Annotated in this window: 20 protein-coding genes; 8 read left to right on the top strand and 12 right to left on the bottom strand. The window is 62.0% G+C overall.

Annotated elements, in window-relative coordinates:
* The first annotated feature begins 90 nt into the window (after positions 1–90).
* Positions 91–1,002 (top strand): LysR family transcriptional regulator, encoded by a 912-nt coding sequence (locus AC57B6_RS05840; RefSeq protein ID WP_281664964.1) that lies wholly within the window; start codon positions 91–93, stop codon positions 1,000–1,002.
* 75 nt (positions 1,003–1,077) lie between these two features.
* Here the strand turns inward: AC57B6_RS05840 and AC57B6_RS05835 are convergent, their stop codons facing one another.
* Positions 1,078–2,241, bottom strand: a complete 1,164-nt coding sequence (locus AC57B6_RS05835; protein WP_028198242.1) for a porin — start codon at positions 2,239–2,241, stop codon at positions 1,078–1,080.
* A gap of 712 nt (positions 2,242–2,953) precedes the next feature.
* Here AC57B6_RS05835 and AC57B6_RS05830 point away from each other — a divergent pair.
* The 3 genes from AC57B6_RS05830 (at position 2,954) to AC57B6_RS05820 (ending at position 7,048) form a co-directional block, all read left to right on the top strand.
* On the top strand, positions 2,954–4,171 hold the full coding sequence (locus AC57B6_RS05830; protein ID WP_030100214.1) for a sensor histidine kinase: 1,218 nt from the start codon (positions 2,954–2,956) through the stop codon (positions 4,169–4,171).
* A gap of 587 nt (positions 4,172–4,758) precedes the next feature.
* Positions 4,759–6,591: a S10 family serine carboxypeptidase-like protein gene (locus AC57B6_RS05825; protein WP_496420821.1), complete on the top strand. Its 1,833-nt coding sequence runs from the start codon at positions 4,759–4,761 to the stop codon at positions 6,589–6,591.
* 61 nt (positions 6,592–6,652) lie between these two features.
* Positions 6,653–7,048, top strand: a complete 396-nt coding sequence (locus tag AC57B6_RS05820) for a hypothetical protein (RefSeq protein ID WP_028198246.1) — start codon at positions 6,653–6,655, stop codon at positions 7,046–7,048.
* A 99-nt stretch (positions 7,049–7,147) separates the two neighbouring features.
* Here the strand turns inward: AC57B6_RS05820 and AC57B6_RS05815 are convergent, their stop codons facing one another.
* Positions 7,148–7,543 carry a hypothetical protein gene (locus tag AC57B6_RS05815; RefSeq protein ID WP_253044985.1) on the bottom strand — a complete coding sequence of 132 codons (396 nt, stop codon included), beginning with the start codon at positions 7,541–7,543 and terminating at the stop codon, positions 7,148–7,150.
* Positions 7,540–8,526, bottom strand: a complete 987-nt coding sequence (locus AC57B6_RS05810; RefSeq protein WP_496420820.1) for a hypothetical protein — start codon at positions 8,524–8,526, stop codon at positions 7,540–7,542. The genes AC57B6_RS05815 and AC57B6_RS05810 overlap by 4 nt, the downstream gene beginning before the upstream one ends.
* A 347-nt stretch (positions 8,527–8,873) precedes the next feature.
* On the opposite strand from AC57B6_RS05810, the gene AC57B6_RS05805 reads away from it, so the two are divergent.
* Together AC57B6_RS05805 and AC57B6_RS05800 are read left to right on the top strand one after the other, a co-directional pair.
* Entirely contained in the window at positions 8,874–10,340 is a 1,467-nt protein-coding gene (locus AC57B6_RS05805) for a metallophosphoesterase family protein (RefSeq protein ID WP_496420819.1), read from the top strand.
* 179 nt (positions 10,341–10,519) lie between these two features.
* Positions 10,520–12,853 (top strand): patatin-like phospholipase family protein, encoded by a 2,334-nt coding sequence (locus AC57B6_RS05800; protein WP_081922948.1) that lies wholly within the window; start codon positions 10,520–10,522, stop codon positions 12,851–12,853.
* 21 nt (positions 12,854–12,874) lie between these two features.
* Here AC57B6_RS05800 and AC57B6_RS05795 read toward each other — a convergent pair whose 3' ends face one another.
* From AC57B6_RS05795 to AC57B6_RS05785, 3 genes are all read right to left on the bottom strand, one after another.
* Positions 12,875–14,005, bottom strand: coding sequence for an ATP-binding protein (locus tag AC57B6_RS05795; RefSeq protein ID WP_252890439.1), 1,131 nt, complete (start codon positions 14,003–14,005; stop codon positions 12,875–12,877).
* 53 nt (positions 14,006–14,058) lie between these two features.
* The gene (locus AC57B6_RS05790) at positions 14,059–14,802 is read right to left on the bottom strand and encodes an alpha/beta hydrolase (protein ID WP_052660791.1); all 744 of its coding nucleotides are present in this window, start codon (positions 14,800–14,802) and stop codon (positions 14,059–14,061) included.
* A 224-nt stretch (positions 14,803–15,026) separates the two neighbouring features.
* A complete protein-coding gene (locus tag AC57B6_RS05785) occupies positions 15,027–15,731 on the bottom strand; it encodes a response regulator (protein ID WP_028198250.1) in 705 nt (234 codons plus the stop codon).
* A gap of 286 nt (positions 15,732–16,017) precedes the next feature.
* On the opposite strand from AC57B6_RS05785, the gene AC57B6_RS05780 reads away from it, so the two are divergent.
* On the top strand, positions 16,018–17,022 hold the full coding sequence (locus tag AC57B6_RS05780; RefSeq protein ID WP_178370990.1) for a DUF535 family protein: 1,005 nt from the start codon (positions 16,018–16,020) through the stop codon (positions 17,020–17,022).
* Between the two features lie 248 nt (positions 17,023–17,270).
* Positions 17,271–17,651 carry a DUF2917 domain-containing protein gene (locus AC57B6_RS05775; RefSeq protein ID WP_028198251.1) on the top strand — a complete coding sequence of 127 codons (381 nt, stop codon included), beginning with the start codon at positions 17,271–17,273 and terminating at the stop codon, positions 17,649–17,651.
* 96 nt (positions 17,652–17,747) lie between these two features.
* Here the strand turns inward: AC57B6_RS05775 and AC57B6_RS05770 are convergent, their stop codons facing one another.
* The 6 genes from AC57B6_RS05770 to otnK all read right to left on the bottom strand — a co-directional run bounded on the left by AC57B6_RS05770 (position 17,748) and on the right by otnK (position 24,347).
* A complete protein-coding gene (locus AC57B6_RS05770; protein WP_496420829.1) occupies positions 17,748–18,320 on the bottom strand; it encodes a hypothetical protein in 573 nt (190 codons plus the stop codon).
* Positions 18,321–18,867: 547 nt separating this feature from the next.
* Positions 18,868–20,070 (bottom strand): 3-oxoadipyl-CoA thiolase, encoded by a 1,203-nt coding sequence (pcaF, locus tag AC57B6_RS05765; protein ID WP_028198253.1) that lies wholly within the window; start codon positions 20,068–20,070, stop codon positions 18,868–18,870.
* Positions 20,071–20,502: 432 nt separating this feature from the next.
* Positions 20,503–21,483 carry a D-erythronate dehydrogenase gene (gene denD, locus AC57B6_RS05760; RefSeq protein WP_281664958.1) on the bottom strand — a complete coding sequence of 327 codons (981 nt, stop codon included), beginning with the start codon at positions 21,481–21,483 and terminating at the stop codon, positions 20,503–20,505.
* Between the two features lie 24 nt (positions 21,484–21,507).
* Complete coding sequence (otnI, locus tag AC57B6_RS05755) at positions 21,508–22,296, bottom strand: 2-oxo-tetronate isomerase (RefSeq protein WP_281664957.1); 789 nt, start codon at positions 22,294–22,296, stop codon at positions 21,508–21,510.
* 81 nt (positions 22,297–22,377) lie between these two features.
* A complete protein-coding gene (otnC, locus tag AC57B6_RS05750; protein WP_144193668.1) occupies positions 22,378–23,040 on the bottom strand; it encodes a 3-oxo-tetronate 4-phosphate decarboxylase in 663 nt (220 codons plus the stop codon).
* Positions 23,037–24,347, bottom strand: coding sequence for a 3-oxo-tetronate kinase (gene otnK / locus AC57B6_RS05745; RefSeq protein WP_496420818.1), 1,311 nt, complete (start codon positions 24,345–24,347; stop codon positions 23,037–23,039). The genes otnC and otnK overlap by 4 nt, the downstream gene beginning before the upstream one ends.
* Between the last annotated feature and the right edge of the window lie 13 nt (positions 24,348–24,360).

Genomic DNA, 24,360 nt, shown 5'->3' with positions numbered 1-24,360 from the left:
TGAGGGGTTGAGCGGCAGTATGGCGACGATTGCACTGTTCGATAATCCGGTCTAGATTGCACGGGTTGTTAAACATTTTGAACAATGAACATGGAATTCAACGATCTTGCCGCCTTCGTTTCGGTCGCCCGTGCCGGCGGCTTTCGCGATGCCGCGCGCGTCAGCGGCGTCTCGGCGTCCAGTCTGAGCATTGCCGTGCGCCGTCTCGAGTCGAAACTCGGCATGCGCCTGCTCAACCGAACCACTCGCAGCGTGGCCCCAACCGAAGCGGGACTGCGTCTGATCGAAAAGCTCACGCCCCTGTTCAGCGAAATGGAAGCCGCGCTGGACGTCCTGAACCGGTTCAGAGACAAACCGAGCGGCACACTCAAACTCAACGTCCCCTCGAGCGCCGCACGCATCGTGCTGCCGACCGTCATCCCCCGGTTCCTCAAGGCCTATCCGGACATACGCGTGGAAGTTGTGGTGGAGGACGGCTTCGTCGACGTGCTGGCAATCGGCTGCGACGCAGGCATTCGCTATGACGAGCGGCTCGAGCAGGACATGATCGCGATTCCAATCGGGCCACGTGTGCAGCGTTTTGCTACGGCCGCGGCGCCGGACTATCTCGACACCCATGGCCGCCCCGAACATCCGCGCGACCTGCTCGCCCACGCCTGCCTGCGTGGTCAATTTGCCGGCGGCGCGACGCCGACCTGGTACTTCGAGCAGAACGGCGAGGTGCTCCAGGTGAATCCGTCGGGACCGCTCCTCGTGAGACCGGGCGCGGCAATCGACCTGGCGATCAGCACGGCTGTCGCGGGCGTGGGGGTGATTCACCTGTTCGAGGACATGTTGCGCCCGCATCTAGATAGCGGCGCCCTGGAGCCTATCCTGGAGCCATGGTGGCAGCGCTTTTCCGGGCCGTTTCTTTACTATCCGGGCCGTCGTCATTTGCCGGCGCCGTTGCGCGTATTTGTCGACTTCCTGAAGGCAGACGGTCACGCAGAAAGTCCGGCATGACGGATGCCCTTCAACGCCGAGGCATCCGTCATGCAAGCTTGCCTCACGTGAGGCAAGCGAAGTCAGCGAGACCGCTCAGAATGCGTGACGCATCCCCACGGTGACGGCCACTTGCGAGTTCGACGACGAAGGCGACAGCGTGTTAATCATCGCGTGCGAGAGTACGGAGTCGGCCGGTGCGCCATGCACGTTCTGATAGACGCCTTCAAGATAGAAGTCGGTGCGCTTGCTGATCGAGTAGTCGGCCTGAAGCATCCCCGTATTCCATCCCGGCGACGAACCGTTATAGGCGCCGTGCGTATAGGTGTAAGCGCCCGACAGGCTCAACGCAGGGGTCAGCGCGTACTTGACGTTCGCTTCGTAGTTGTCGAGACGCAGCGAACCGCTCAGGCTGCCGGCGGAAGGGTCGTTTGCACCGAGGTAAGTGCCGGTTCCGAACGAGAAGACGCCCGACGCGTTGTCCAGTTGCGTGTGGCTCCAGACGAGGCCGACGGTAGCCGGCCCGAACGTGTAGTTGCCGCCCAGCGACCAGATACGTTGGCGTTGCGCAAGGAAATTCGCGCTGGTGTCGCCCGTGGTCACGGCGCCGCCCGCAGCGCCGCCCGCATTGTTGAATTGCAGATAGCCGGCCGCAAGATTGACGGGCCCCTGCGTGTAGGAAACGCCGAAACCGTATGAACGGTTGTTCGCGAAGCTGCCTGCCTGGTTGCTGAAGGCATACATCGTCTCGAAGGTGACGCCCCTATACGTCGGGCTCGTGTACTTGACCGTATTGTTCACAACGACCGAGTTGCCGGCAAGGTTGTCGTTTTCGAACGGATGCGCGGCCATGTTGCCGCCCCACGTGTTGAACTCCGCCGTAAGCGGTCCGACAAGATCGTTCATCACGTCAAACTGGCGGCCGAACGTGAGGGTGCCATACGGATCGCTCTGCAAACCGACCCACGCCTGGGAACCGAAACCGTCGCCGGAGAAAGCCTGAGCGCCGTTATTCAGCAGGAAGCCTTGTTCCAGCTTGAAGACCGCATGCAGGCCGCCACCGAGATCCTCCGAGCCCTTGAGGCCGAACACCGTGTTCTGCGTCGAGCTGCTCACTTCCTGCCAGTTGCTATGGCCGCCTTGATTATTCGTGTAGATCAATCCCGCGTCGATAAGACCATAGAGCGTCACGCTGCTTTGCGCATGCGCCGAAATAGCAAAGGCGCCCGAGAGCGCGACCACGAGTAAAGACTTTTTCATACTTGTTGGCTCCGTGATTAAGCAGTGGTGAATCCAATCCGCGATGTACGTTCGATACCGCTGGCGAGCGCGCAAATTGCCAACGAGACACGCGAAGGACAGGCAACGCACTGGCACGCCGGTGCGATGCGGTTGCCATGCCGGTTCCACAAAAATTCGATATCGTCGGTTGGTTAGTCGGTTATTGCGTGTGGCGCATTGCAATGATTTGCCAATTGCACTTACTGACTACTGTGTGGTTTTCAATTGGATTACGCGAGCGCGTCTTACGAAGAGCGCTATCGGAAAAGGATAGTGCGATGATAAGACATCGAAAATAAATACCGCGTCAAAAAAATAAACGGGCGTGGTGCCAAAAGTACACTGGTGCATAAGTGCGCCCCGTTCGCGCCACTCGCGGTCGCTGCCGCCGTCGGTGCCGAAAACGCCAGCTTCGAGTCGGGTTCGTTTGTGATTCCCCTGATGGTTGCCGGATCGCTATGCGTGGTCGGCGCCCTGTCGTGTCTATTCGTGGTCGGTAAGGCCAAGCCGTTGCCCTTGCTTGCCCGTGCCCGAACGGCAAAGATTGCCGGGCAAGGAGCCGCTTGAAGGCGAGCGCCAGCCGCGGTTACGTCAAACCTGCTGTTCAGTTGGCCACGCTTCTGCAAGAGATGTTCCACTGGCAAAAATTGCGGTGATAATGGGGTGGAAAATTCACCCCGACGCACCCACTATGACCGACACACGCCTTAGCCCGCTGCGCAAATTTGCCGATTTCGTTCGCGATCAGCGAACCCGCCTGACCGAACAATGGATGAAGACCGTTTTTGGCGATGTCGATCTCGTCGAGGCGGACAAGCTCACGTACCAGCAACTGGCCGATCATCTGCCGGAAATTCTTGAAGGACTGTGCCGCGCGCTCGACGTCGAAGATCTCGAACGCGTCGAGCCGGCGATCGAACGCGATGCGAGACAACACGGCATAGTCCGCTGGCGCCAGGGCTATCGGATCGAAGAGCTCGTCCGCGAACTCGACCTGTTTCACCAGGTGCTCGATGAAGCACTCGAAGAATTCGCGAACCAGGACAGCACATTCACGCGCCGCCACGAAAGCCGGGCGCGGCGCATGGTGGCCGAAACCCTCAGCATGGTGACGCTCACGTCGATCAAGGAGGCGGTCAGCGAACGGGATCGCAAGATCGACGAGTACACCGGCAGACTCGAGCGCGTCAATCACGAACTGATGCTCAAGCAGCGGCTGGTCGGCGATCTCTACGAATCGCGCATGCAAATCACGCGTAGCGTGGTCCACGATCTGCGCAATTTTCTGAACGCGTTTTCGATCGCGCTGCAACTGATCGGGCGCGCGCCCGCAAAAGCAGAGACCGCGCTGGCGTTGGCTACGCGGCAGGCCGCGGATATGAAGCAACTCGTCGACCAGATGGTCGAGTACTCCGTCGTGCTCGGCGACGACACGCCACTCGCAAGCGAACAGGTCGAGTTGCGCGCGCTTTACGATGAACTCGTCGCCTCTTCGCGCCCCGCCATCGAGGCGAAGGGGCTCAAGTTGCACTCGACGTTCGACCCGGCACTATCCGTGGCGACCTCAAATCGTCTCAAGCTCAAGCAGATTGCCGTCAATCTGCTCTCCAACGCAACCAAGTACACGAAGTCCGGCAAGATCGAACTGGCCTTCGCAACGGCCGGCGCGGAGCACTGGCTGATTCGCGTGTCGGATACCGGCGTGGGTATCGCACCTTCGGATGCACACCGGGTTTTCGACGAATTCGAACGCGCTGCGGGCGACGATATTCCTGGCACGGGCTTAGGCCTCGCGATCGTCAAGGAGCTTTGCCACCTGTTGAACGCTCAGATCGACTTTTCGTCACACGAGGGCGTTGGGACCACATTCGAGATCCGCTTCCCGCTGGGGCAGGAAAAAACCGAATGACCGTCCATCGGCAATGACAACAAGACCCGGCGATAAGCCTGGGTGTCGACCCTGCACAACAGCTTGGGGCGCAGCCTGGTTTCAAGCCGATCCCTGCTTACGTTTTTAATCCCATCGCGGGGACGATTTTTCTGCAACGGGATCAGGCGGGCCTGGAAATTTAATTATTACGATTAACAAACAAAAACATTTAATTTCGTAATAAATAGCTGATTAACTCAAACCAGCTCCGCCCATAGGCGGATTGACTCACGCGCGCATTGAGGTGCAACTTTCCGAAGTTGTAGTTACGGAAATTCGGCAGCTCCTTGACAAACTCCGGCCGCGTCACCTATTTTTCTTCTGCCGCCAATATACGAATATCCGATTAAGGAAACACATCCCCCAAAGCATCGGAATATCTAATCCAGATATTTAGTTATTCTACGCATACCGCATAGAGACACAGATCTATGCGCTTTGAAGCATGTTGGTCTCAACCGCTGTACGCCAATGATTCACCGTCAATATTTCGAACTCCGATATATTTCTTTCCGGCGCGAGCGGCCTTTGTGAAACGGTATCTGAACCCACCACCAAGGACAGAGATGAAACGAGACGAGCGTTTTACCGGCCATCGCCACTATCGTCAAGGCAGGCTGCCGGCCATGGGAACCTTAGCGGTCGCAATCATGCTTCTCGGAGGCTGCGGCGGAGGCGACGGCGCTTCTTCCTCAGGCACGGCTGTGAGCATGCAGCAGACTGCAGCGAATCAGCAACTCACCCCCGAACAGGCCGCCGCGCAAGCATCGAGAGCCAATCAAACCTATATCGATCCGGTCGCCTATTCAGGCAACGCCACAGATGGCCTCGCGCCGGCTCAGGCCTCGGAGAAGGCTGCGATCATGCACTACCAGTGGAAGTTGGGCAAAACGCCGATTAACTACACCACGACCACCGGCCATCTGACGGCCTCCGATGCAAGTGGCAACCCCGAAGCCACGATGTCCTATGTCGCATACACCGCACCGAGTACCAACGGCTCGCCGCGGCCCGTCACGTTTGTCTACAACGGTGGCCCCGGCTCCGCTTCGATCTGGCTGCGGCTCGGCTCGTTCGCGCCGACGCGGGTCGCGACGCCCGACCCGCTGTTCGGGAACTGGCCGAACTATCCGATCGTCGACAATAAGGACAGCCTGATCGACACCACCGATATGGTCTTCATCGATCCGCCCGGAACAGGTCTCTCGGAGGCGATTCTGCCGAATACGAACCAGAAGTTCTGGACGACCGACGCAGACGTCAACATCATGCGTGACTTCATCCAGCGCTATCTGACGGTCAACAGCCGCAGCAGTTCGCCGATCTATCTGTATGGCGAGTCTTACGGCACGCCTCGCACCGACATGCTCGCACTGGCGCTCGAATCGGCCGGCGTGCATCTGACGGGCATCGTCCTGCAGTCGTCAATCCTGAACTATTTCGCGGATGCGATCGAGGCTGTCGCCATTACCGACTCGACGAGCGCACTGGCGTTGGATACGGATACGTTGGCGGGGTATTTCCCCGGCTACGCGGAAGTCGCTGCCTACTACAACCAGGTGTCGCCGGCGCCGCTCAATCAGGATCTGTACGCACTCCAGACCAGCCTGTTCGTCACGGCTGCGTACAACCAGTTCAGGCGGTATTCGCAATCGTGGGTGCTCAGTCAACTCGGCATACCGGATGCGCTCGGTACGCCAGTGTTTCCCAGTGCTCAAACGCTTCAGGCGTGGACCTTCCCATCCAGTCTGACCACCCAGGCGCTGCGGGGTTACTTCGGCGCGAACCCGTTCTCGACGAGCCTCCTGCCCGGCACGACAATCGGCCGCTACGACGGACGCGTGTCATTGCCGAATTCGGATCCGCGTCTGCAAAACGATGGGGACCCATCCGACATCCTGATCTCCCAGCCGTTCACTACGGCGCTGGCGACGCAGATGCCCGACTACCTGGGATATACCGCGCCGAACGCGACTTACTTGCCGCTGAACGACAACATCATCAACGTGTGGGACTTCTCGCATGACGGGCAACCCCTGCCCGACACGATCCCCGATCTGCTGGGTGCGCTGACGCTCAACCCGCAACTCAAGGTGCTGGCGGAAAACGGTTTTCATGATCTCGCCACACCGTTCCTGAATACCGAGAAACAACTGGCGCGGCTGCAAACGGTGCCCGGCCTGAAACCGGACTTACAGGTCAACTTCTTCCAGGGTGGGCATATGATCTATCTGGACGACGTCGCCCGGCCGCGAATGAAACGGGATCTGGTGCGCTTCTATCGGGGCACGCCGATTCCGGATGCGCTCGCGCTCTGGACGCTGCCCCCGCCGTGGCGCGACGAGAGCCCCGCCAGTCAGCCGACCGCGACCGCTACAGCGCAAGCCACGGCACCCTGACTGAACTGACGCGATACGCCTCGTTCGCGATACTCTATTCACTCAATCAATGCGAGTCATCATGTCCCTTTTCGATATGTTGCGGCGTGTGTCCCCGTTACTCGTCCTCGGATGCCTGATTGGCAGCGCGCACGCGTTACCGCCGCAAGCGGTGGCGCCAGCCACACCGCCAAGCGGAGCGAGAGGTGTCGACGGGCCTTTCTTTCCTCAAAACCGTGTAGCGCCGGTCGCGCCGTCGACCGGTACGGCCCTGCAGCAGGAAGCCCAGCAACGGCTCGAAGCGCGGCTGGGCGCAAATACGGCCCTTAGCAATGGCGCGGCGGTCACGAAAACCCAGGCCCAGGCCGCGGGGCTCGGCTATGTCGCCAAGCACTTCGACCAGATCGATTCAAGCCACAAGGGGAGTGTGAGCCTGAGCGACGTCAGACAGTATCTTCAACAGCAGGGCCGCCAATAGCCAATAAACTGCCACGAGTCAGTGGCCATGAGTCGGGGCTGTTCCTGGCTGAAACAGCCCTTCTGACAAGCGCGAATGGCCGTTGCGCCATTCGCGCGCCTACCCCGCCCCGGCGCGCTTGCCGGCCGGCAAACATTCACTCATTACGCCGCCGCGATCGCTCAACCCGCGCACCACGACCTCGGACGACTTGCCGTCGCGTCTCGCCAATTCTGCAAGATCGAGCAATGCCGCGTATCTCGTCGAACAATCCTGTCGATGTTCAATCGCTCGATGCGCGCTATACGTTTCAGTGCGAGCTGCGTCCTCTCCTACTGCAATCGCCACACCCATCGCCACGATCATCGCTGCCAGCGTGGCCACCTTGAAAAACGTCCACCTGTGTAGCGCGTTGAAACGCGACCGGGGCGTGCGCGCGTTTGCCTGCCCGCTCATCCACGGCGGACCGGGAGGGCCGGCCTCGCCGCTGGCTCCCGCTCGCAGGTTTTCACTCATGACCAGTGGGCCGGCACCCAGACGTTACCCACCCAGTGCCCCGGCACCCACACAACCGGACGCGGCACGGGCGCCACATAAACAACGCGCGGCGCAACATATACGGCTGGCGGGGGCGGCGGCGGTGCATAAACCACCGGAGGCGGCGGCACATACACAACCGGAGGCGGTACGACCACAGCCGGCGGCGGCACAACTACAGCCGGAGGCGGTACGACGGCAACCGGCTTCGGTGCCACCACGACCGTCGTGCTGCCCGTCGCGACCACACCCGTGGTCACCACGGTCCCGCTTGTCGTCACCGTGTTGCCGCGTGTGCCCGTCGCGCTAGTCGACGTCGTCACGACACCCGGCGCAACACGCGTGGCCGTGCCGGAGTGATTCACTGTGCCGCCGTCAGACCCGGTCACCGTGCCCGAACGTGAGCATGAAGCGCCGGCGCAGTTGGTGGACGCCGAATGGTTGACCGTGTTGCCGTTCGAGCCCGTAATCGATCCGGACGACGAATACTGGCCTGGCGCCGTTCTGCTCACATCGCCGGATGTAGTGGCGGTTTTGCCGTCCGGTCCGGTAAGGCTGCCGGTATGCGAACAGGTGCCGCCCGCGCAATTGGTGTCGCCGGCATGCTGGACCTGGTTGCCGTAACGTCCGGTCGCCGTGCCTGAATTCGAGAACTGGCCTGGGGCGGTTCGGGTCACCGTGCCCGTGTTGGTCGCCAAACCGCCGTAGGGGCCGGCCACGCCCCCGGCATGCGAACAACTGCCACCGCCGCATGAGCCGTAACGCGCACCGTTGTAAGTGCCGCGTGATGTGTAGGCGGTGCCATGCTGCGACCAGGCAAAGGCCGACCCGCTGCCGAGCGCGAGTACGGCCACGGCTGCACTGAGCGCAAGCTTGCACAGCGCGCGGCGTGCGGATGCGGCGGTCGTCACGAGGGCCCGGGATGCGGCGCTGGCCGGAACGATGAACGAGCAGTTTTTCATGGAAAGTCCTTCCTGATTTCGGGCCACTTTTGCGCACTGCGGCGTGGCGACGAACGGACTATAGAAGGACCCGCGGACTTAATCAGCAGCGAAGATATGTCACCCCGTTTCACCGCGGCAGAGGTCCACAGGACGGGGGTTTTCGGGCGGTTCGAACGGGCCGTGACATCGCGCGACATAACTTGCTTGCGGCCAGTCCCGCCGCACGTCGCGTGCAGCGTCGAAGAGCGCGGCGCCCCTGTTCGACACCGCCTGACACTTTTCCGCAAAACGCGTGTCGTAGGGTTCGATGGATAGACCGGCGCAAACCGCCGACCTGTCACCCGCTTACTCTTCAAGAGGCGCTCATGTCGACAAAACGCGAGTCGAAGTCCAAAGCCAAGGCAAAAGAAAGCACGGCGAAAACAGAAGGCAAACGACAGTCGTCCAGCAAAACCGCGGCATCCGGCAAAAAAGCCGCCGCACTCGCCAGCGGCACGAAGCAGCCGGCGGAAACTGCCGCCGCCACAGCGCTCCGGCCACGGATGCTGGACAGGCCCGTATTCGCACAGCCTCAACCGACCGCCGATCCAACGGTGTTTCGCGTGCCCCATCCATCGGACGACGCGGCCTACAAGGAAATCGACTTACTCAATGCGGAGCACAAGCTGTTTCCGTTGCCCTTTCCCGCACCCAGAGGCGGCGTAGAGCCCCAGCTCACGCTCGCTGACGTCATGGGCGGCAATGCAACCGCCATCGACAGAATCACAGCCGCCGGACAACTGGTGTTTCATGCGCTGGGAGATTGTGGCAGCACGAAGGGCCCGACCACCCAGAACGAAGTGGCCGACAAATTGACCGCCGACTTCAATGAAGCCAGTGCCAGCGAGGTGCCGCAATTCGCGTTGCTGCTCGGCGACGTGGTCTATAACTTCGGCGAAGGCCAGTACTACTACGATCAGTTTTACGAACCGTATCGGAACTATCCGGCGCCGATCCTCGCCTGCGCCGGCAACCACGACGGCATGGTGTCGCCCGAGGCGCACGCCGCCAGTCTCACCGCGTATCTGCGAAATTTTTGCGCGGAGAGCTTCGCCGTGACACCCGAAGCCGGCGGCTTGTCGCGCACGGCGCAAATCCAGCCGGGCGTATTCTTCACGTTCGAGGCGCCGTTCATGCGCGTGCTGGTGATTTACAGCAACACGCTCGAAGATCCCGGCGTCATTGCGGACCCGAGGATCGGGACTACGCAGCTCGACTTTCTCGACGCCGCGCTCAAGCGTGTCAAAGCCGAGAAGTTCAGCGGCGCGCTCTTGATCGCGAATCATCATCCGCCGTATAGCGCGGGGGGTCACGGATCGAGCGTCGACATGCTGGCGCAGATCGACAAAATCTGCGAAGCCAACGGCGTGTGGCCGCATGCGTTTCTTTCCGGTCACGCCCACAATTATCAGCGCTTTACCCGTACGCGCAATGCGGACGGCACGCAGATTCCCTACCTGGTGTGCGGCAACGGCGGACACGGTCTGATCAAGCTCGCCGCGCAAGGTGCGCCCGCTATCCGCGCGCCGCAGATCATGCAGGCGGCGTCGGCTACTACGGACCAGGTCGTGCTGGAAAACTACGACGACACCAATTACGGTTATCTGCGCATTGTCGTCACCGCAGCGCAGTTGCGGATCGAGTACCACTCGGCGTCCGACGGTCTCAACACGAAAGCGCCAAACGACTACGTGACGGTCGACCTCGCCTCGCGCCAGGTGGCGCATTTCGTTGCGCCGGACATGGGGCACCCGAAGGCGGCACGAGCCGTGCGTGCTTTGGTGCGGCGCTAGCGGCGGGATCTCGCGCCGGGGCCCGGCGCCGCTCACCCTCGTCCGGACGCCCGTGCCAATATCCGCCTCCGGGCGCGTTGCGACTACGATTTTTCGCAAACCTGCGTTTACACCGGATCACCTGTTTTTGCCGGGGCAAAACCATGTAATCTCTCGGTTTTCTTCCAGAACGAAAACAGATGAGTCGAGCGTTGGCGAGGGCACAACTACTACAAACGGGGGCACGCAGGCGCCGCCGCCCTATCGTTCTTCGTTTGCGCTGCACTGTGGTGCTACTGGCGTGCGGGGTCGCCGCCTTCGCACGTCCCGCTCAGGCAGCCGAATCCGCCTGCGGCGCCCAAGGCGGTCCGGCCGGCCGCCCCTCCGTCGGTCTCGTGCTGTCCGGCGGCGGCGCGCGAGGCTATGCCCACCTCGGCGTGCTGAAGGTGCTCGAGGAAAACCGCATTCCGGTCGATTGCATCGCCGGCACCAGCATGGGCTCGGTAGTCGGCGGCCTGTACGCGAGCGGCATGACGGCGCAGGACATGCAAAACCGCCTCGCGGGGATCAATCTCGCCGACATCGCATTCGATATCACCGAACGCGCCGATCTGCCGCAATCGCGCCGCGAGGACGAGCGGCTGTATGTGAATAGCCTGTCGCTCGGCTACGGCGCCAATGGTTTCCGTTTGCCGGTCGGGCTTGTCCAGGGCAATCGCCTGCAGGCCCTGTTGCAGGACTGGACCTCCGCCGTGCCTGGCAACGTATCGTTCGACCGCTTGCCCATCCCCTATCGGGCGATCGCCACCGATCTGCGCACCGGCCAGAAAGTCGTGCTCGATCACGGTTCGCTGCCGCAGGCGATTCGCGCCAGCATGGCATTGCCTGGCCTGTTCGCGCCGGCCGATATCGACGGGCGCACGCTGGTGGACGGTGGCATTGTCAGCAATCTGCCGATCGAAACGGCGCGCGACATGGGGGCGAACGTCGTGATCGCCGTCGATATCGGCTCACCGCTGCGGCCGCTGGATGCGCTGGCTTCGCCCGCCGACGTGATGCAACAGATGATCGGCATCCTGATTCACCAGAACGTTGCGCGCCAACGCGAACAGTTGCAACCCGGTGACGTCGTGATCGAACCGGCGCTCGGCTCGCTGAGCTTTACCGATTTCGCCAACGCGAGCCAGGCGATCGCGGCCGGCGCCGCCGCCACGCGCGCGGTACTGCCGCAGCTTGAGCATCTGGCGCTCTCTCCCGCCGACTACGCCGCGTGGCGCGCCCGGCATGGTGCGCCCGCCATGCGTCCGGTACGGATCACGCAGATCGAGATTGCGTCGCAAGGTGCGGTGCCCGAGTCACGCATTCGCAATGCGTTGCATGTCAAACCCGGCGACGTGTACGACCCGACCGCGCTCAACAAGGACTTGCTGGCGCTCTCCAACACGGGCGACTTCGCCAGCGTGAGCCAGCAACTTGTCGACGACGGCGACGACCATAAACTCGTCATCTCCGCGCAGCAGAAGCAATGGGGGCCGAATTTCCTGCTGTTCGGACTCGGTCTATCGAGTAGCTCGACGGACGAAGGCGGCTTCCGGCTGCATCTCGGTTATCGCCGGCCGTGGCTCACTTCGTCCGGGCTCGAAGGACGCGTGGACGGGACCGTCGGCAGCGACCTGATCGACCTGCACGCCGAGTTGCGGCAACCGCTGTCCACTTCATTCGGCTATTACGTCGCGCCCTATGTCGAGTTTCAGCGCCGCTACGCCAACCTCTACGACGATTCAGGCAACATCAAGGTTACGCAATACCTGTTGCAGACCGAGCGCGCCGGGCTCGACTTCGGCATACCGCTTGCGCGTCTCGGCGACTTCCGGATCGGCGTAGCCTACGCGCACGGCTTCGCTTCGCCGCAATACAATTTGCCGCTGGACGACGGTACGCCTAACTCGCCGCTGCTGTTCCCCGATATTTACGGGCGGCAGCTCAGCGCGCGCGCACGTCTCGTGATCGATCAGCTCGACGATCCGCTGTTTGCCCGCAAAGGTTACTTCGGCGAACTACGCGTAGAACGTTCGTTGTTCGCGGGCAGCGACAGCTTCACCGAGGTATACGGCAAAAGCATCGTCGCGGCCAGTTATGGGCGGCACAGCATCAACGCGAGCATCGAAGCGGGTAACGACTTCGGCGGCACCAACCTGACCAATCCGTTCGGCTTCACGCTAGGCGGCTTCCAGCATCTGTCGGCCTATGCCGCGGACCAACTATCCGGCAATTCCATGCTGTACGGGCAGGTCACGTACATGAATCAGCTCGCTGTCTTCAACGCGTCGCCGATTCGCGGCCTGTTTGCGGGGCTGAGCATTGAAGCCGGCAACGTCTGGAACCGCGATTCCGAGTTCGGCAGCGGGCCGCTGAAGCGCAGCGTGACGATTTTCACCGCGTTGACCAGCTCCTTCGGACCGATATATCTGGGTATAGCGTTCGCGCCGAGCGGCCGCCATAACTTCTACTTCCAGTTGGGCCATACCTATTGACGCTGCCCGGGAAAGCGCATTTCACGCCACGGTCCCCACCGGCCAGCTCATTTCGAAGCGCGCGCCGCCGAGCGTCACGGGATCGGTGACGGCAATGCGGCCGTGGTGGGCGCGCAGCACCTGTTGCGTAATAGCCAGACCGAGACCATAGCCGCCGGTCTGGCGATCGAGCCGCACGAAGGCATCGAAAATGCGCGCCCGCTGGTCGGGCGGCACGCCTGTGCCGTCGTCTTCCACGTAGATTTCCACGTTGCCGTGCCTGACGCTCAGGCCGACCATGATTCGCGACTGCGCGTACTTACTCGCGTTGCGCAGCAAGTTTCGCATTGCGTAGGACATGAGGCGCTTATCCATCACAACGCGGAGCGACGGGTCGACCCCGGTTTGCGCGATCAGTTGCTTGTCCGCGTACAGCAACGTGGCATCGGTGATCTGGCTGTCGAACCATGCCGCAAGCGCGGTCGATTCGAGGTTCGATTGCAGCGAGCTGTATTCGAGGCGCGCGTAGGTCAGGCTCATGTCGATGAGCTCGTCGAGTTCGGTGACATCCTGGCCGATGCTTGCCAATGCGCTGTTGTATTCGGCCGCGGAAGCGGGTTCTCGAAGGTTCTCCAGCGCGAAGCGCACGCGGGCGAGAGGCGTGCGCAGTTCATGGGAGATGCCGTTGGTGAGTTCGCGCTGCGCGGCGATCAGGCGTTCCATGCGTTCGGCCAGCGCGTTCAGCGTACGCGCCAAAGGCCCGATTATCACGCTATGCGATTCGCGGGCACGGGTGTTGAAGCGGCCGCCGGTGAAGTCGATTGCGCGTTCGCGAACCATCACCAGGTCCAGCCAGACCGGACGCATCCAGCGGTAGGCGGTTATTGCCGGCAGCAACAGCGTGACCAATGCAATGGGTATCGACGCCTGTGCCGTTGCCAGCGTTTGCCAGATCGACGGCGATGTTTTTAGCACGAGGCTCAGGGTGGTGATCGATGCCAACAGCACTAGCGCTGTTAGCGTTAGCAGGCGCAGGTAGACGCGCAGGTACAGTCTCGACCAGCTCGGAATCCGGTCTGCCCGCGTGTCCGTCCACGAGCGGCGGAAACGGTGTAAGCGCCACCTGACGTAGCGATAGGGGCTGAGTTTCTTTTGCTCCGCAGCAGGTGGCATTTCTTTCTTCTCTTCGCTTCTTTTGATGCGGTTGTGGTCTATCCGGAGCGCTGCTAGACCCTCTGCACAAATGCCAGAGTTTGCTCCGCTACCCTTTCACGTTCGTTGTCCAGTGTGATCATGTGATAGCTGTCGGTCAAGCGCACGAGGGTCACCGAGCGGCTCCCCAGATTCTCGCATACGAATTCCGCCGAACGGATGCTCGTCACCTCGTCTTCCTCCGAATGCATCACCAGGGTTTCGCACGTTACGCGGCCCAGCGCCCGCTTCACCGCGAAGCGCATCCAGTCGACCTGCTCGATCGCCGACAGCGGCACGTACGGGTAGTGGACGCCGCTGCCCTTCTGCACATGGCGGCGGATCAGGTTGCGAATACGCGCGTTCTTGATGCCGAACGGCTCGCCCTCCGGAACGCGAATCAGGTGACGCAGGCCCGGCACGCAGTACATCAGATAGCGCAGCGGACGCAGACGCGAACCGCCCCAGCCGTCGAGGAATAACGGCGGCGACAGCAGAATCAGGCGCCCCGTCGTCATGCGCTCGCGCGCACTCAACATCAATGCGAGCAATGCGCCCATCGAAATGCCCGCGACGTCCACACGCTCGTAACGCGCTATCAGCTCGCGGTACGTGTGGCTCAGCAACTGCATGTAGTCGCTCAGCGTCACCCGGCTCAATGCGTCAGGGTTCGAGCCGTGGCCCGGCAGCGACGGCAAATGCACGTCGTAACCGATCTGCTCGAACTTGCGGTCGAGCGCGCCAAAATCATGGCGCGTGCCACCCAAACCGTGAATCATCAACACGGCATGGCCTGAAAGTGGGGAAACGCGAGCGGACATCACTAAGCCTGTGGTTGCACAAGCCTGCGATCCTAATCATCCGCGCCTTGCATGACTGTCGATTTGCTACCGCATTTGTGGAGTTTTGTCGGCCGATTTTTCGACGTATTACTCAATCGAAACTCAATGCCCACTCACTTTTGACCCCGGCTGCCCCTCAGTGCCGGCTACAGCAAACGCCTTCAGTCCCACGCCAGCTTGCTGAACTGATAGCCCTTGCCGCGGACCGTTTTGATGCGCTGCGGAGTACCGGAGTCGTCGTGCAGTTTGCGGCGCAGCTTGGAAATGCCGCCGTCGATCGTGCGGTCGAGGCCGTCGAATTCGATACCGCGCAGCTGCCGCATCAATTCGTCGCGGCTCACCACTTCGCCCGCGCAACTCACCAGTGCCCAGAGCAAGTCGAACTCTGCCGAGGTCAGATCGGGCAGGCTGCCGTCCGGCAGCTTGACCGTGCGGCTGGCCCGGCTGATCTCGAACTTGCCGAAGGTGTAGCTCTCGGGTTGAGCGTTCTCCACCGGCCGCGTGGTCACGCGGCGCAGTTGCGCCTTGATGCGCGCCAGCAGCACGCGTGGTTCGACCGGCTTATGCACGTAATCGTCCGCGCCGAATTCGAGGCCCAGCACTTCGTCGAACTGCTCGTCGCGCGCAGTCACCATGATGATCACGCCGTCGAATTGCTCGCGCGCCTCGCGGCAAATCTGAAAGCCGTCCTTGCCAGGCAGGTTCACGTCGAGAATCACCAGGTCCGGGCGGCGCTTGAAAATGGCCGGCACGGCGTCGTTACCGTGCAGCACCGTCTCGACCTCGTAGTCGTGTTTGCGCAGGTAACCCGCGACCAGCGCCGACAGGCGGTCATCGTCTTCGACAAGCAGAATCCGGAATGGCATGGGACGAATCGTTCAGGGCTAGTTGTTTCAGTAGCGGCGGGCAGCGGCGGCTGCGGCATAGCGCGGTGCACGGCCAGCAAGCGACTGTGACGCGCCGGATACCTATCCGCACAGCGCGGACCGGCCGGCAACGGCCGCACGAGCCGGCTCGACGCACAGCATAGCTGATGCGCCGCACATCTTGCGACACGCTAAACAAAACTCGACAAACGCACAAGTAATTCGACACGGACACGTAACCCGCGCGACTAGCATCCGCTCCGTTGAAGTAGCCAAAGGATTTGCCATGTCGACTGTCTCGAACGATGGAAGCCGCACCCGCTCGCCGTGGTTCACGCGCGCCGTTGCCTCCTTCGCGGTCATCCAGCAAGCCGCCCATTCACTCTACCCCGGCACCAGCCTGTTTCATCGCTGGCGACGCGTGCGCCTATGGCTGCGCTCGCTGATATCGTGGCGCTCCACGCAAATATGGCTCAAACGCTGCGCCGTTTCGCCCCTCCACGATCTGGTGAAACGTCACCCCACCGCGCTTGAGCGCATGCACCGGCCGTTCCTCCATACCCGCTTCAGCCCGCGCGAACGCCTGATGGCGAGCCTCGATCACCAGGCACTGACGCAGCAACGCGTGCCGCAACTCGCCGCGCGGATCGCCGCGGTCGGCTCGGCGACGATCGCATCGTTCGGGGTGGGCGCCGAGCGCTGGTATGTATCGCTCGAGTCGATTGAACAATTCCAGAAGGAAGGCGACTGGACCCTGTGCATCCGCGATGCGCGCGACAGGCGCATTGTTTCCTGCACGTTCAGTCTCGCCTATCTCGGCGGCAAAGTACGGCGGCCACGTCTTTGCATCGGCTCCGTGCAGGGGCCGGACACGTCGGTCAACGGCCGCGAGCTGTTTCGCGCGCTCACCAAGCGCTGGTATGGACTGCGGCCGAAAGTGCTGGTGGTCTACCTCGCGCAATGTGTCGCCGCAGCGCTCGATGCAGGCGGCACCTTCATCGTTTCCAGGCAGGCACACATCTACGCCAACTGGCGTTACTGCCTGAAAAAGCGTCGTGTGGCCGCCGACTACGATCGCCTGTCGATGGAATGCGGCGCGCTCGCGCGCTGGAACGGCTGGTTCGTCCTCGCACCGCCGGCGCGCTACCTGGCCGAGCGTCAAGGTGACGATACCGGCAACGCGACCCGGCGCAAGCGTTATGCATTGCGAAGCACCCTCGCCGCCCAGATTCGTCGCAGCGTCACCGCAAGCACAACGGATCGACTCCGCGCGCCTCGCTTTATCGCCTGAATTCATTGCGATTTTTTTATTGACAAGACCTGCGGCAAAACGGCACACTCGATCTCATGTTGACGCACACCTCCCTCCCCGTCGCGATTAAAAATCGAACAATGCATGCCATCGTCGGCAGGCATTTGGGAGCACGTGCGCGTTAGCAGTCTGAATCTGCAAACAAGGACCCAAAGGCCCCGCCGGTAACGGAAGGGGCCTTTTGTTTTATGGGTGCTCCGTCCGCCGGCTCGATGACGGAGAGCAAGATGGATCAGGCAAGCCCGCAATGCATGGATGACGACTCAAGTCGGTCGGCGTGTCGACACAACGAGGGTCTTCCCAAGGTCGTACTACATTTTTCCGTAGCACCAGGCGCCACGCTGACATGGCGTGTCGACGCCGACAGCACACTCAGTGTGCAAGGCGCGCGCGTATGGCTCACGCGCGTCAACTCGCCCTACGATCATTGGCTCGAACCGGGCAATGAGTTCCGGCTGCGCCGCGGCGAACGTGTGTGGCTTAGCACGGATAGCGAACGCGGCGCGCGTGCGTCGTTGAGTTGCGCGCTGCCGGCCAAACGTGGTTTCGTGAGACGTTGGCTGGGATGGCTTGCAGGATTGGGACTGGAGGCGCCGGCGGCTCGATAGCGTGTCCCGAGACGACTCGATGATCGAACTTTCGTACCGTGGAAAAGCAAACACCCCTGCAACGAGGGGTGTTTGCCGATTGCCATGCCTAGCCAGTTACTGCGGCGTCACCTGCACGGCCGCCGCCGAAACGAATACCGCGTGGATCGTATCGCCAACCTTGACGCCCTTCAGATCGACGTCAGGTCCGACCTCGAGCGTTTGCGTCTGATAGGCGCCGCGCAGCGTGACGAGGCGCTTCTTGTGATCGATCTTCTGCACGGTGGCCAGCACTTCGACCTGGCGCGCGGATGCAAAGCCGCCCGAGGCCGGCGCATACACCTGCGTATCGACGCGCGCACGAATACCCTTGTCCGCGCCGGTGACCTTATCCGCCTTCACCAGCAACGCATTCTTGTACAGGACATCGACCCGGTCGCCGATCTGCAGCTGATCGAAACCGGCGACCTGCTGGCTCACCAGCACGACTACCACGTTGCCGGCCGGCCCGTTGAGCGTGAGTGTGCGGGTGCCCGGATCGATACCCACGATCTGCGCCTTCAGATGCACCGGTTGCACCTCGCTGACGATGCCTTGCGCGGCACTCGCCATCGCGTCCTGCGCCCACGCCGGTTGCGCGGCGGCGAAAGCCGCCACCATCAATGCTGCTCCAATCGTCGCTGCCTTCATCATTTACGCGCTCCTCGATAAATTGTTCAATCTGGCGCCATGGCGATCTGAAACCCCAGGATGCCGATTAACGCCACGAATGCATCCAGCTTCAGGCGTTCACTTATTAAAGCGGTGCAGGGCGATGATTGTACATGCCTTACAAGAAGCTTCGGTCGTTTATATTGCGATTTTCAAATCAGCGAACAGCATGATGCGAAATCCCGCAGCACGGCCTCGCCGCAGTCTCAACCGGTTGACAGCAGCGCTTCAATCTCGCCTGCCATCCCTATACGGCGAGAATGCACAATATGCACACAGCATTAAACGCATACTGCATGGCGAGGGGACCGGTCATTATTATTTTCATCGACGGCATTCGTCACGATGCAATCTGAATCGTCCATTAACGACGATTAAACACACATTCAATTACCGGTGCGTCCAAACCGAGGGCAGAAATAAAACAGCCCCTTTGCGTGAGCAAAGGGGCTGTTCATGATGTGGCTGCAAGATGTTGTGCGCGCAGCCTCGACGCTACAGACGTCGCTGCACCGCTGCGAGACCGTTACACGCGCTCGATAGCGATCGCAATGCCTTGACCCACGCCGATACACATCGTGCACAGCGCAAAGCGGCCCTGCGTGCGATGCAGTTGATACATCGCGGTGGTCACCAGACGCGCGCCGCTCATGCCGAGCGGGTGGCCGAGCGCGATCGCGCCGCCGTTCGGATTCACACGTGCGTCGTCATCCGCGACACCGAGCGCGCGCAGCACGGCAATACCTTGCGAGGCAAACGCTTCGTTCAGTTCGATGACGTCGAACTGGTCGATGGTCATGTTCAGGCGCGCCAGCAACTTCTGCGTGGCCGGCGCCGGGCCGATGCCCATCACGCGCGGCGCAACGCCGGCCGTGGCGATACCCAGCACGCGTGCACGCGGCGTAAGGCCAAAACGCTTCGCGGTTGCTTCGTTCGCCAGCAGCAAAGCCGCCGCGCCGTCGTTCACGCCCGACGCATTGCCGGCCGTGACCGTGCCGTCGGGACGCACCACGCCTTTCAGCTTGGCGAGCGCTTCAAGACTGGTTTCGCGCGGGTGTTCGTCCTGCAGCACGGTGATCGGATCGCCCTTCTTCTGCGCGATCGTCACGCCGACGATTTCCTGCGCGAGCGTGCCGTCACGCTGCGCGCGTGCGGCTTTCTGCTGGCTGCGCAGCGCAAATGCATCCTGATCCGCACGGCTGATCTTGTAGTCGGTCGCGACGTTCTCGCCGGTCTCGGGCATCGAATCGACACCGTACATCTGCTTCATCAGCGGGTTCACGAAACGCCAGCCGATCGTCGTATCGAAGATATCGGCCTGACGCGAAAACGCGCTGCTTGCCTTGCCCATCACGAACGGCGCGCGGCTCATGCTTTCGACACCGCCGGCCAGCATCAACGCGGCCTCGCCCGACTTGATCGCGCGCGCGGCAATGCCCACGGCGTCCATGCCCGAACCGCACAGGCGGTTCACCGTCGAGCCCGGCACATCTTGCGGCAAACCGGCCAGCAATAGCGACATGCGCGCGACATTGCGATTGTCTTCACCGGCCTGGTTCGCGCAGCCGTAGATCACGTCGTCGATCGCGCTCCAGTCGACGTCTTTATTGCGCTCCATCAGCGCCTTGAGCGGCACCGCGCCCAGATCGTCGGCGCGAACCGACGACAGCGAACCCGCATAGCGGCCGATCGGGGTGCGAATCGCGTCGCACAGGAATGCTTCGGTCATGTGATGTCTCCAGTTGATGTGCTGCGTGCGCTGTGCCGCCAACGGATGTCCGCTAGCAGCACGAGCCGGCTGCTCCGCAGCATCGGCCCGGCGAGTGCAATGGGAAACGGCCGCATGGCAGCCGTCGTATCAATTCAGCTTAGCGCAGGATAGTAAACGATGAGCCGGGAGTGGCGGTCATTTGTTCTATATACGAACACACGGTCATATATCGAACAACTAGCTGCGATGATAGGCGTGTCGCGGAAACCATGTCAAGCAAAGCCGGTTCCGGACCAGGGAATACGCGGGGGCGTATGGATATGAAGATTGACGTGCCCGCGCCGGGAAAAGTGCCCTTGCGCCGGCCTGCACGCGGTTTTGAATCATTCTGCGGCCTACGGTGCTCTCGCCCTTGCAACAGCGCCCCCGGCACAGGCCGTTATTAGCGCACTAGCGGATCGAAATACCCTCGTCGGCGATATAACTGCGAATCACATCAGCGAAACTGCGGTCTCCGCTCAAGCCCAGCCGTTCGGCGCGCGAGGCGTCCCACTGGCCCGGCCAACTGCCGACAATCTTCTCCACCCGCGCATCCGGCGCCCATACAATCCGCCCCGCAACCTCTTCGCCCGCCACGTCGCGCAGCGCTGCCACCATTTCGTCGACGCTCACCGAAATCCCCGGCAAATTGAGCGCGCGCTGGTTGCCGAGCGCGGCGGAATCAAGCTCGAGCCCGGCGATCAGACTTTCAATCGCTTTGCGCGGCGACAACAGCCACACACGCGTCGAGCCCGCTACGGGGCACACGGCGGTTTCGCCGTTCAGCGGCTCGCGAACAATGCCGCTCGCGAACGACGACGCCGCCGCGTTCGGCTTGCCCGGTCGCACGCTGATGGTAGGCAGCCGCAGCACCCGGCCATCGACGAAACCCCGCCGCGTGTAATCGTTGAGCAACAACTCCGCGATCGCCTTCTGCGCGCCGTACGACGATTGCGGATTCAGTGCGGTATCGTTCTGCACGACCTCGGGCAGATCGCCGCCATACACGGCCACCGAACTCGTGAACACCACCCGTGGCGTGTGCCCGCGCTGCCGGCAGGTTTCCAGCAGCAAGCGCGACGCGTCCAGATTGATACGCATGCCGAGATCGAAATCCGCCTCGGCCTGTCCGCTGACGATCGCCGCAAGATGGAAAATTGCCGCGGTACTGTTATCGATCACGCGATCGAGCACGCCGCGCTCGGCGATATCGCCCACTTCCGAACGCACGCGGCGGTCGCCGAAATCGCTTCCGTGCACCACGTCGAGCAGCACCAGTTCGGTAATCGCTTGTGGCCGGCCGCGCTCGTCTTTCACGACGCCGCGCGTCAACAGTTCACGCGCGAGACGCTGGCCAAGAAAACCAGCACCGCCGGTAATCAGTACTTTCATGATGGGCTCCGTCCTCAGTTCTTATCAACGCGCGACGTTCAGATATGGCGCGAGCCAGCCGAGTCCCGCCGATGTGCCGGCCCGCGGCCGGTATTCGCAACCGATGTAGCCGTCATAGCCCAACGTGTCGATCAGATCGAACAGATACGGATAATTCAGTTCGCCTGTATCGGGCTCGTGGCGTTCCGGCACGCCCGCAATCTGAATATGGCCAATGCCTCCCATATCGCGTTTGAGCTTCACGGCAAGGTCGCCTTCGACGATCTGGCAGTGGTAACAGTCGAACTGCACCTTGAGATTCGGCGCGCCCACTTCAGCGCAAATTACTTGCGCGTCGTCCTGACGGTTCAGAAAGAAACCGGGCATATCGCGCGTATTGATCGGCTCGATCACGACGGTGATGCCGTCCCCCTGCGCGGCCTTGGCGGCATAGGCGAGATTCTTCAGATACACCTCGCGATGCCGCGCGCGCGGTTGATCCGCGCCGATCAAACCGGCCATCACATGCAGCTTGCGATTGCCGAGCACACGCGTGTAATCGAGCGCGGTTTCGATGCTGCGGCGAAATTCGTCTTCGCGGCCCGGCAGCGATGCAATGCCGCGTTCGCCTGCCGCCCAATCGCCGGGCGGCGCATTGAAGAGCGCCTGATTCAGACCGTTCGACTCGAGCCGCGCCTTGATGTCGCCGGCACGAAAATCATAGGGAAACAGAAACTCCACGGCCTTGAAGCCGTCTTTCGCCGCAGCGGCGAAACGGTCGAGAAACGCGTGCTCGTTGTACATCATGGTCAGGTTGGCGGCGAAGCGAGGCATGGCGGAAACTCCCTGGTAACGGTTTGGATCGGTGCGGAAGCATTCAATGGACGTGAGCGCCGGGATTGCCCCAATTGGCATCTACCAGCGCGCGCCGAACACCTTCCGAAGTTCTTCAAGCGCCGCCTCGTCGAGCGGCGCGGGGCGTGGGTTGGTCATCAGCCAGAGACGCGCGGTCTCTTCGAGCTCTTCAAGCGCATACGATGCATGCGCCACTGAGCGCTCCCACACCACCGGACCCAGCCGCTCGAGCAGGACCGCGCGAACCGTGCCCGCGAGCGCGGCGATCTGCTCGGCCACTTGCGGATCGCCGGGTCGTTGGTAACGGATCAGCGGGACGTGGCCCACTTTCATCACGTAGTACGGGGTGATCGGCGGCAGAACATCGTTGTCGTGCCAGACGCCGGCGAGCGTCAAGGCAAGCAGATGCGTCGAATGCGTATGGACGATGCCGCGCGTTTCATCGTTGCGTGCATAGATGCTCCGATGCAGCGCAAGCGTTTTCGACGGTTTGCCGCCAGATACCGCGTTACCGTCAAAATCGACCTTGGCGATATCGGCCGGATCGAGCCGGCCGAGACAGGCATCCGTCGGCGTGATCAGCCAGCCGTCGTCAAGGCGCGCGCTAATGTTCCCCGCGCTGCCCACCGTATAGCCGCGTTGATAGAGACTCGCACCAGTCACGCAGATTTCTTCGCGCACGCGTGCTTCGTTCGTCGTGTGAAGTGCGGGCGTGCCGGTCATGGCGTAGCTCCGTCGAGGTGGCGTAGCGCCTTTTCGAAAAAGTCGACTGTGCCGAAGTTGCCCGATTTCAAGGCGAGCGCGAGCGGCTCGGCATCCGTCGTTGCCGTGGCCGGCACACCCGGATCGATCTGCGCGCCGATCCGCAACGTGCGCACGTCGAGTGCCTGCACCACGGCACCCGAGGTTTCGCCGCCCGCCACCACGAACTTGCGCACGCCGCGCTCGCGCAAACCACGCGCGATCGACGCCAACGTGGATTCCACCAGGTGCCCCGCTTCGTTGACTCCGAGTTCACGCTGCACCGCTTTGACTTCGTCGGGCGTGGCAGTCGCGTAGATCAGCACAGGTTCGTCTTTATCCAGGTACGGCTGCGCGAAGGCCAGCGCCTGGTCGACCACCGCTTCACCGCGCGCCGCCGCAAGCGGATCGATGCGGAACGCCGGCCGTCTCTCGCGCCAGGCCGCCACTTGCGCATTGGTCGCTTTCGAGACGCTGCCGGCCAGCACCGCCGAAAATCCTTCGACGCTCGGCAATTGCGCGGCATCGCCGCGTTCGGCGAGCAGGCCGGCGCGACGAAAGTTGCCGGGCAGACCTAGCGCTATACCGGAGCCGCCCGTGATCAGCGTCAGGTCGGCGCATGCCTCGCCGAGTACGTGAAGATCGGCATCCGATACCGCATCGGCGATCACCATGCGCACACCGTCGCTGCGCAATGCGTCAAAACATTCGCGTATCGCCGACACGCCTTTAGCCACGGTGTCGTAACGCACGAGGCCGACTTTCGAGCCGGTTTGCCTTTGCAGCACGCGCACGAGATTCGCATCGCGCATCGGCGTGAGCGGATGGTTCTCCATCCCTGACTCGTTCAGCAATGTATCGCCGACAAACAGATAGCCGCGATAAATCGTGCGGCCATTCTCGGGAAACGCCGGGCAGGCAATCGTGAAAGCCGTTGCGCCGGACTCGCTGGACAGCGTATCGAGCAACGCATCCGTGACCGGACCGATATTGCCGGCGTCGGTCGAATCGAAGGTCGAACAGTATTTGAAGAAGAACTGGCGGCACCCTTGCTCGCGCAGCCAGTCCAGTGCGGCGAGCGATTGGGCGACGGCATCGGTGGCGGCAATCGTGCGCGATTTCAGCGCGACGACCAGCGCGTCGGCTTCCACGACATCATTCGACGCGGGCACGCCGATGCTCTGCACCGTGCGCATGCCGCCGCGCACCAGCATGTTGGCGAGATCGGTGGCGCCGGTGAAATCGTCGGCGATGCAGCCGAGCAGCGCGCGTCGGGGCGAAGTGGTCATGGCGGACTCCGCG

This window comes from Paraburkholderia sp. BGA-UO-ETr-F12, assembly GCF_059567945.1.
Note: the sequence above shows the minus strand (reverse complement) of the source record. Positions and strands in the feature narration are given on the sequence as shown.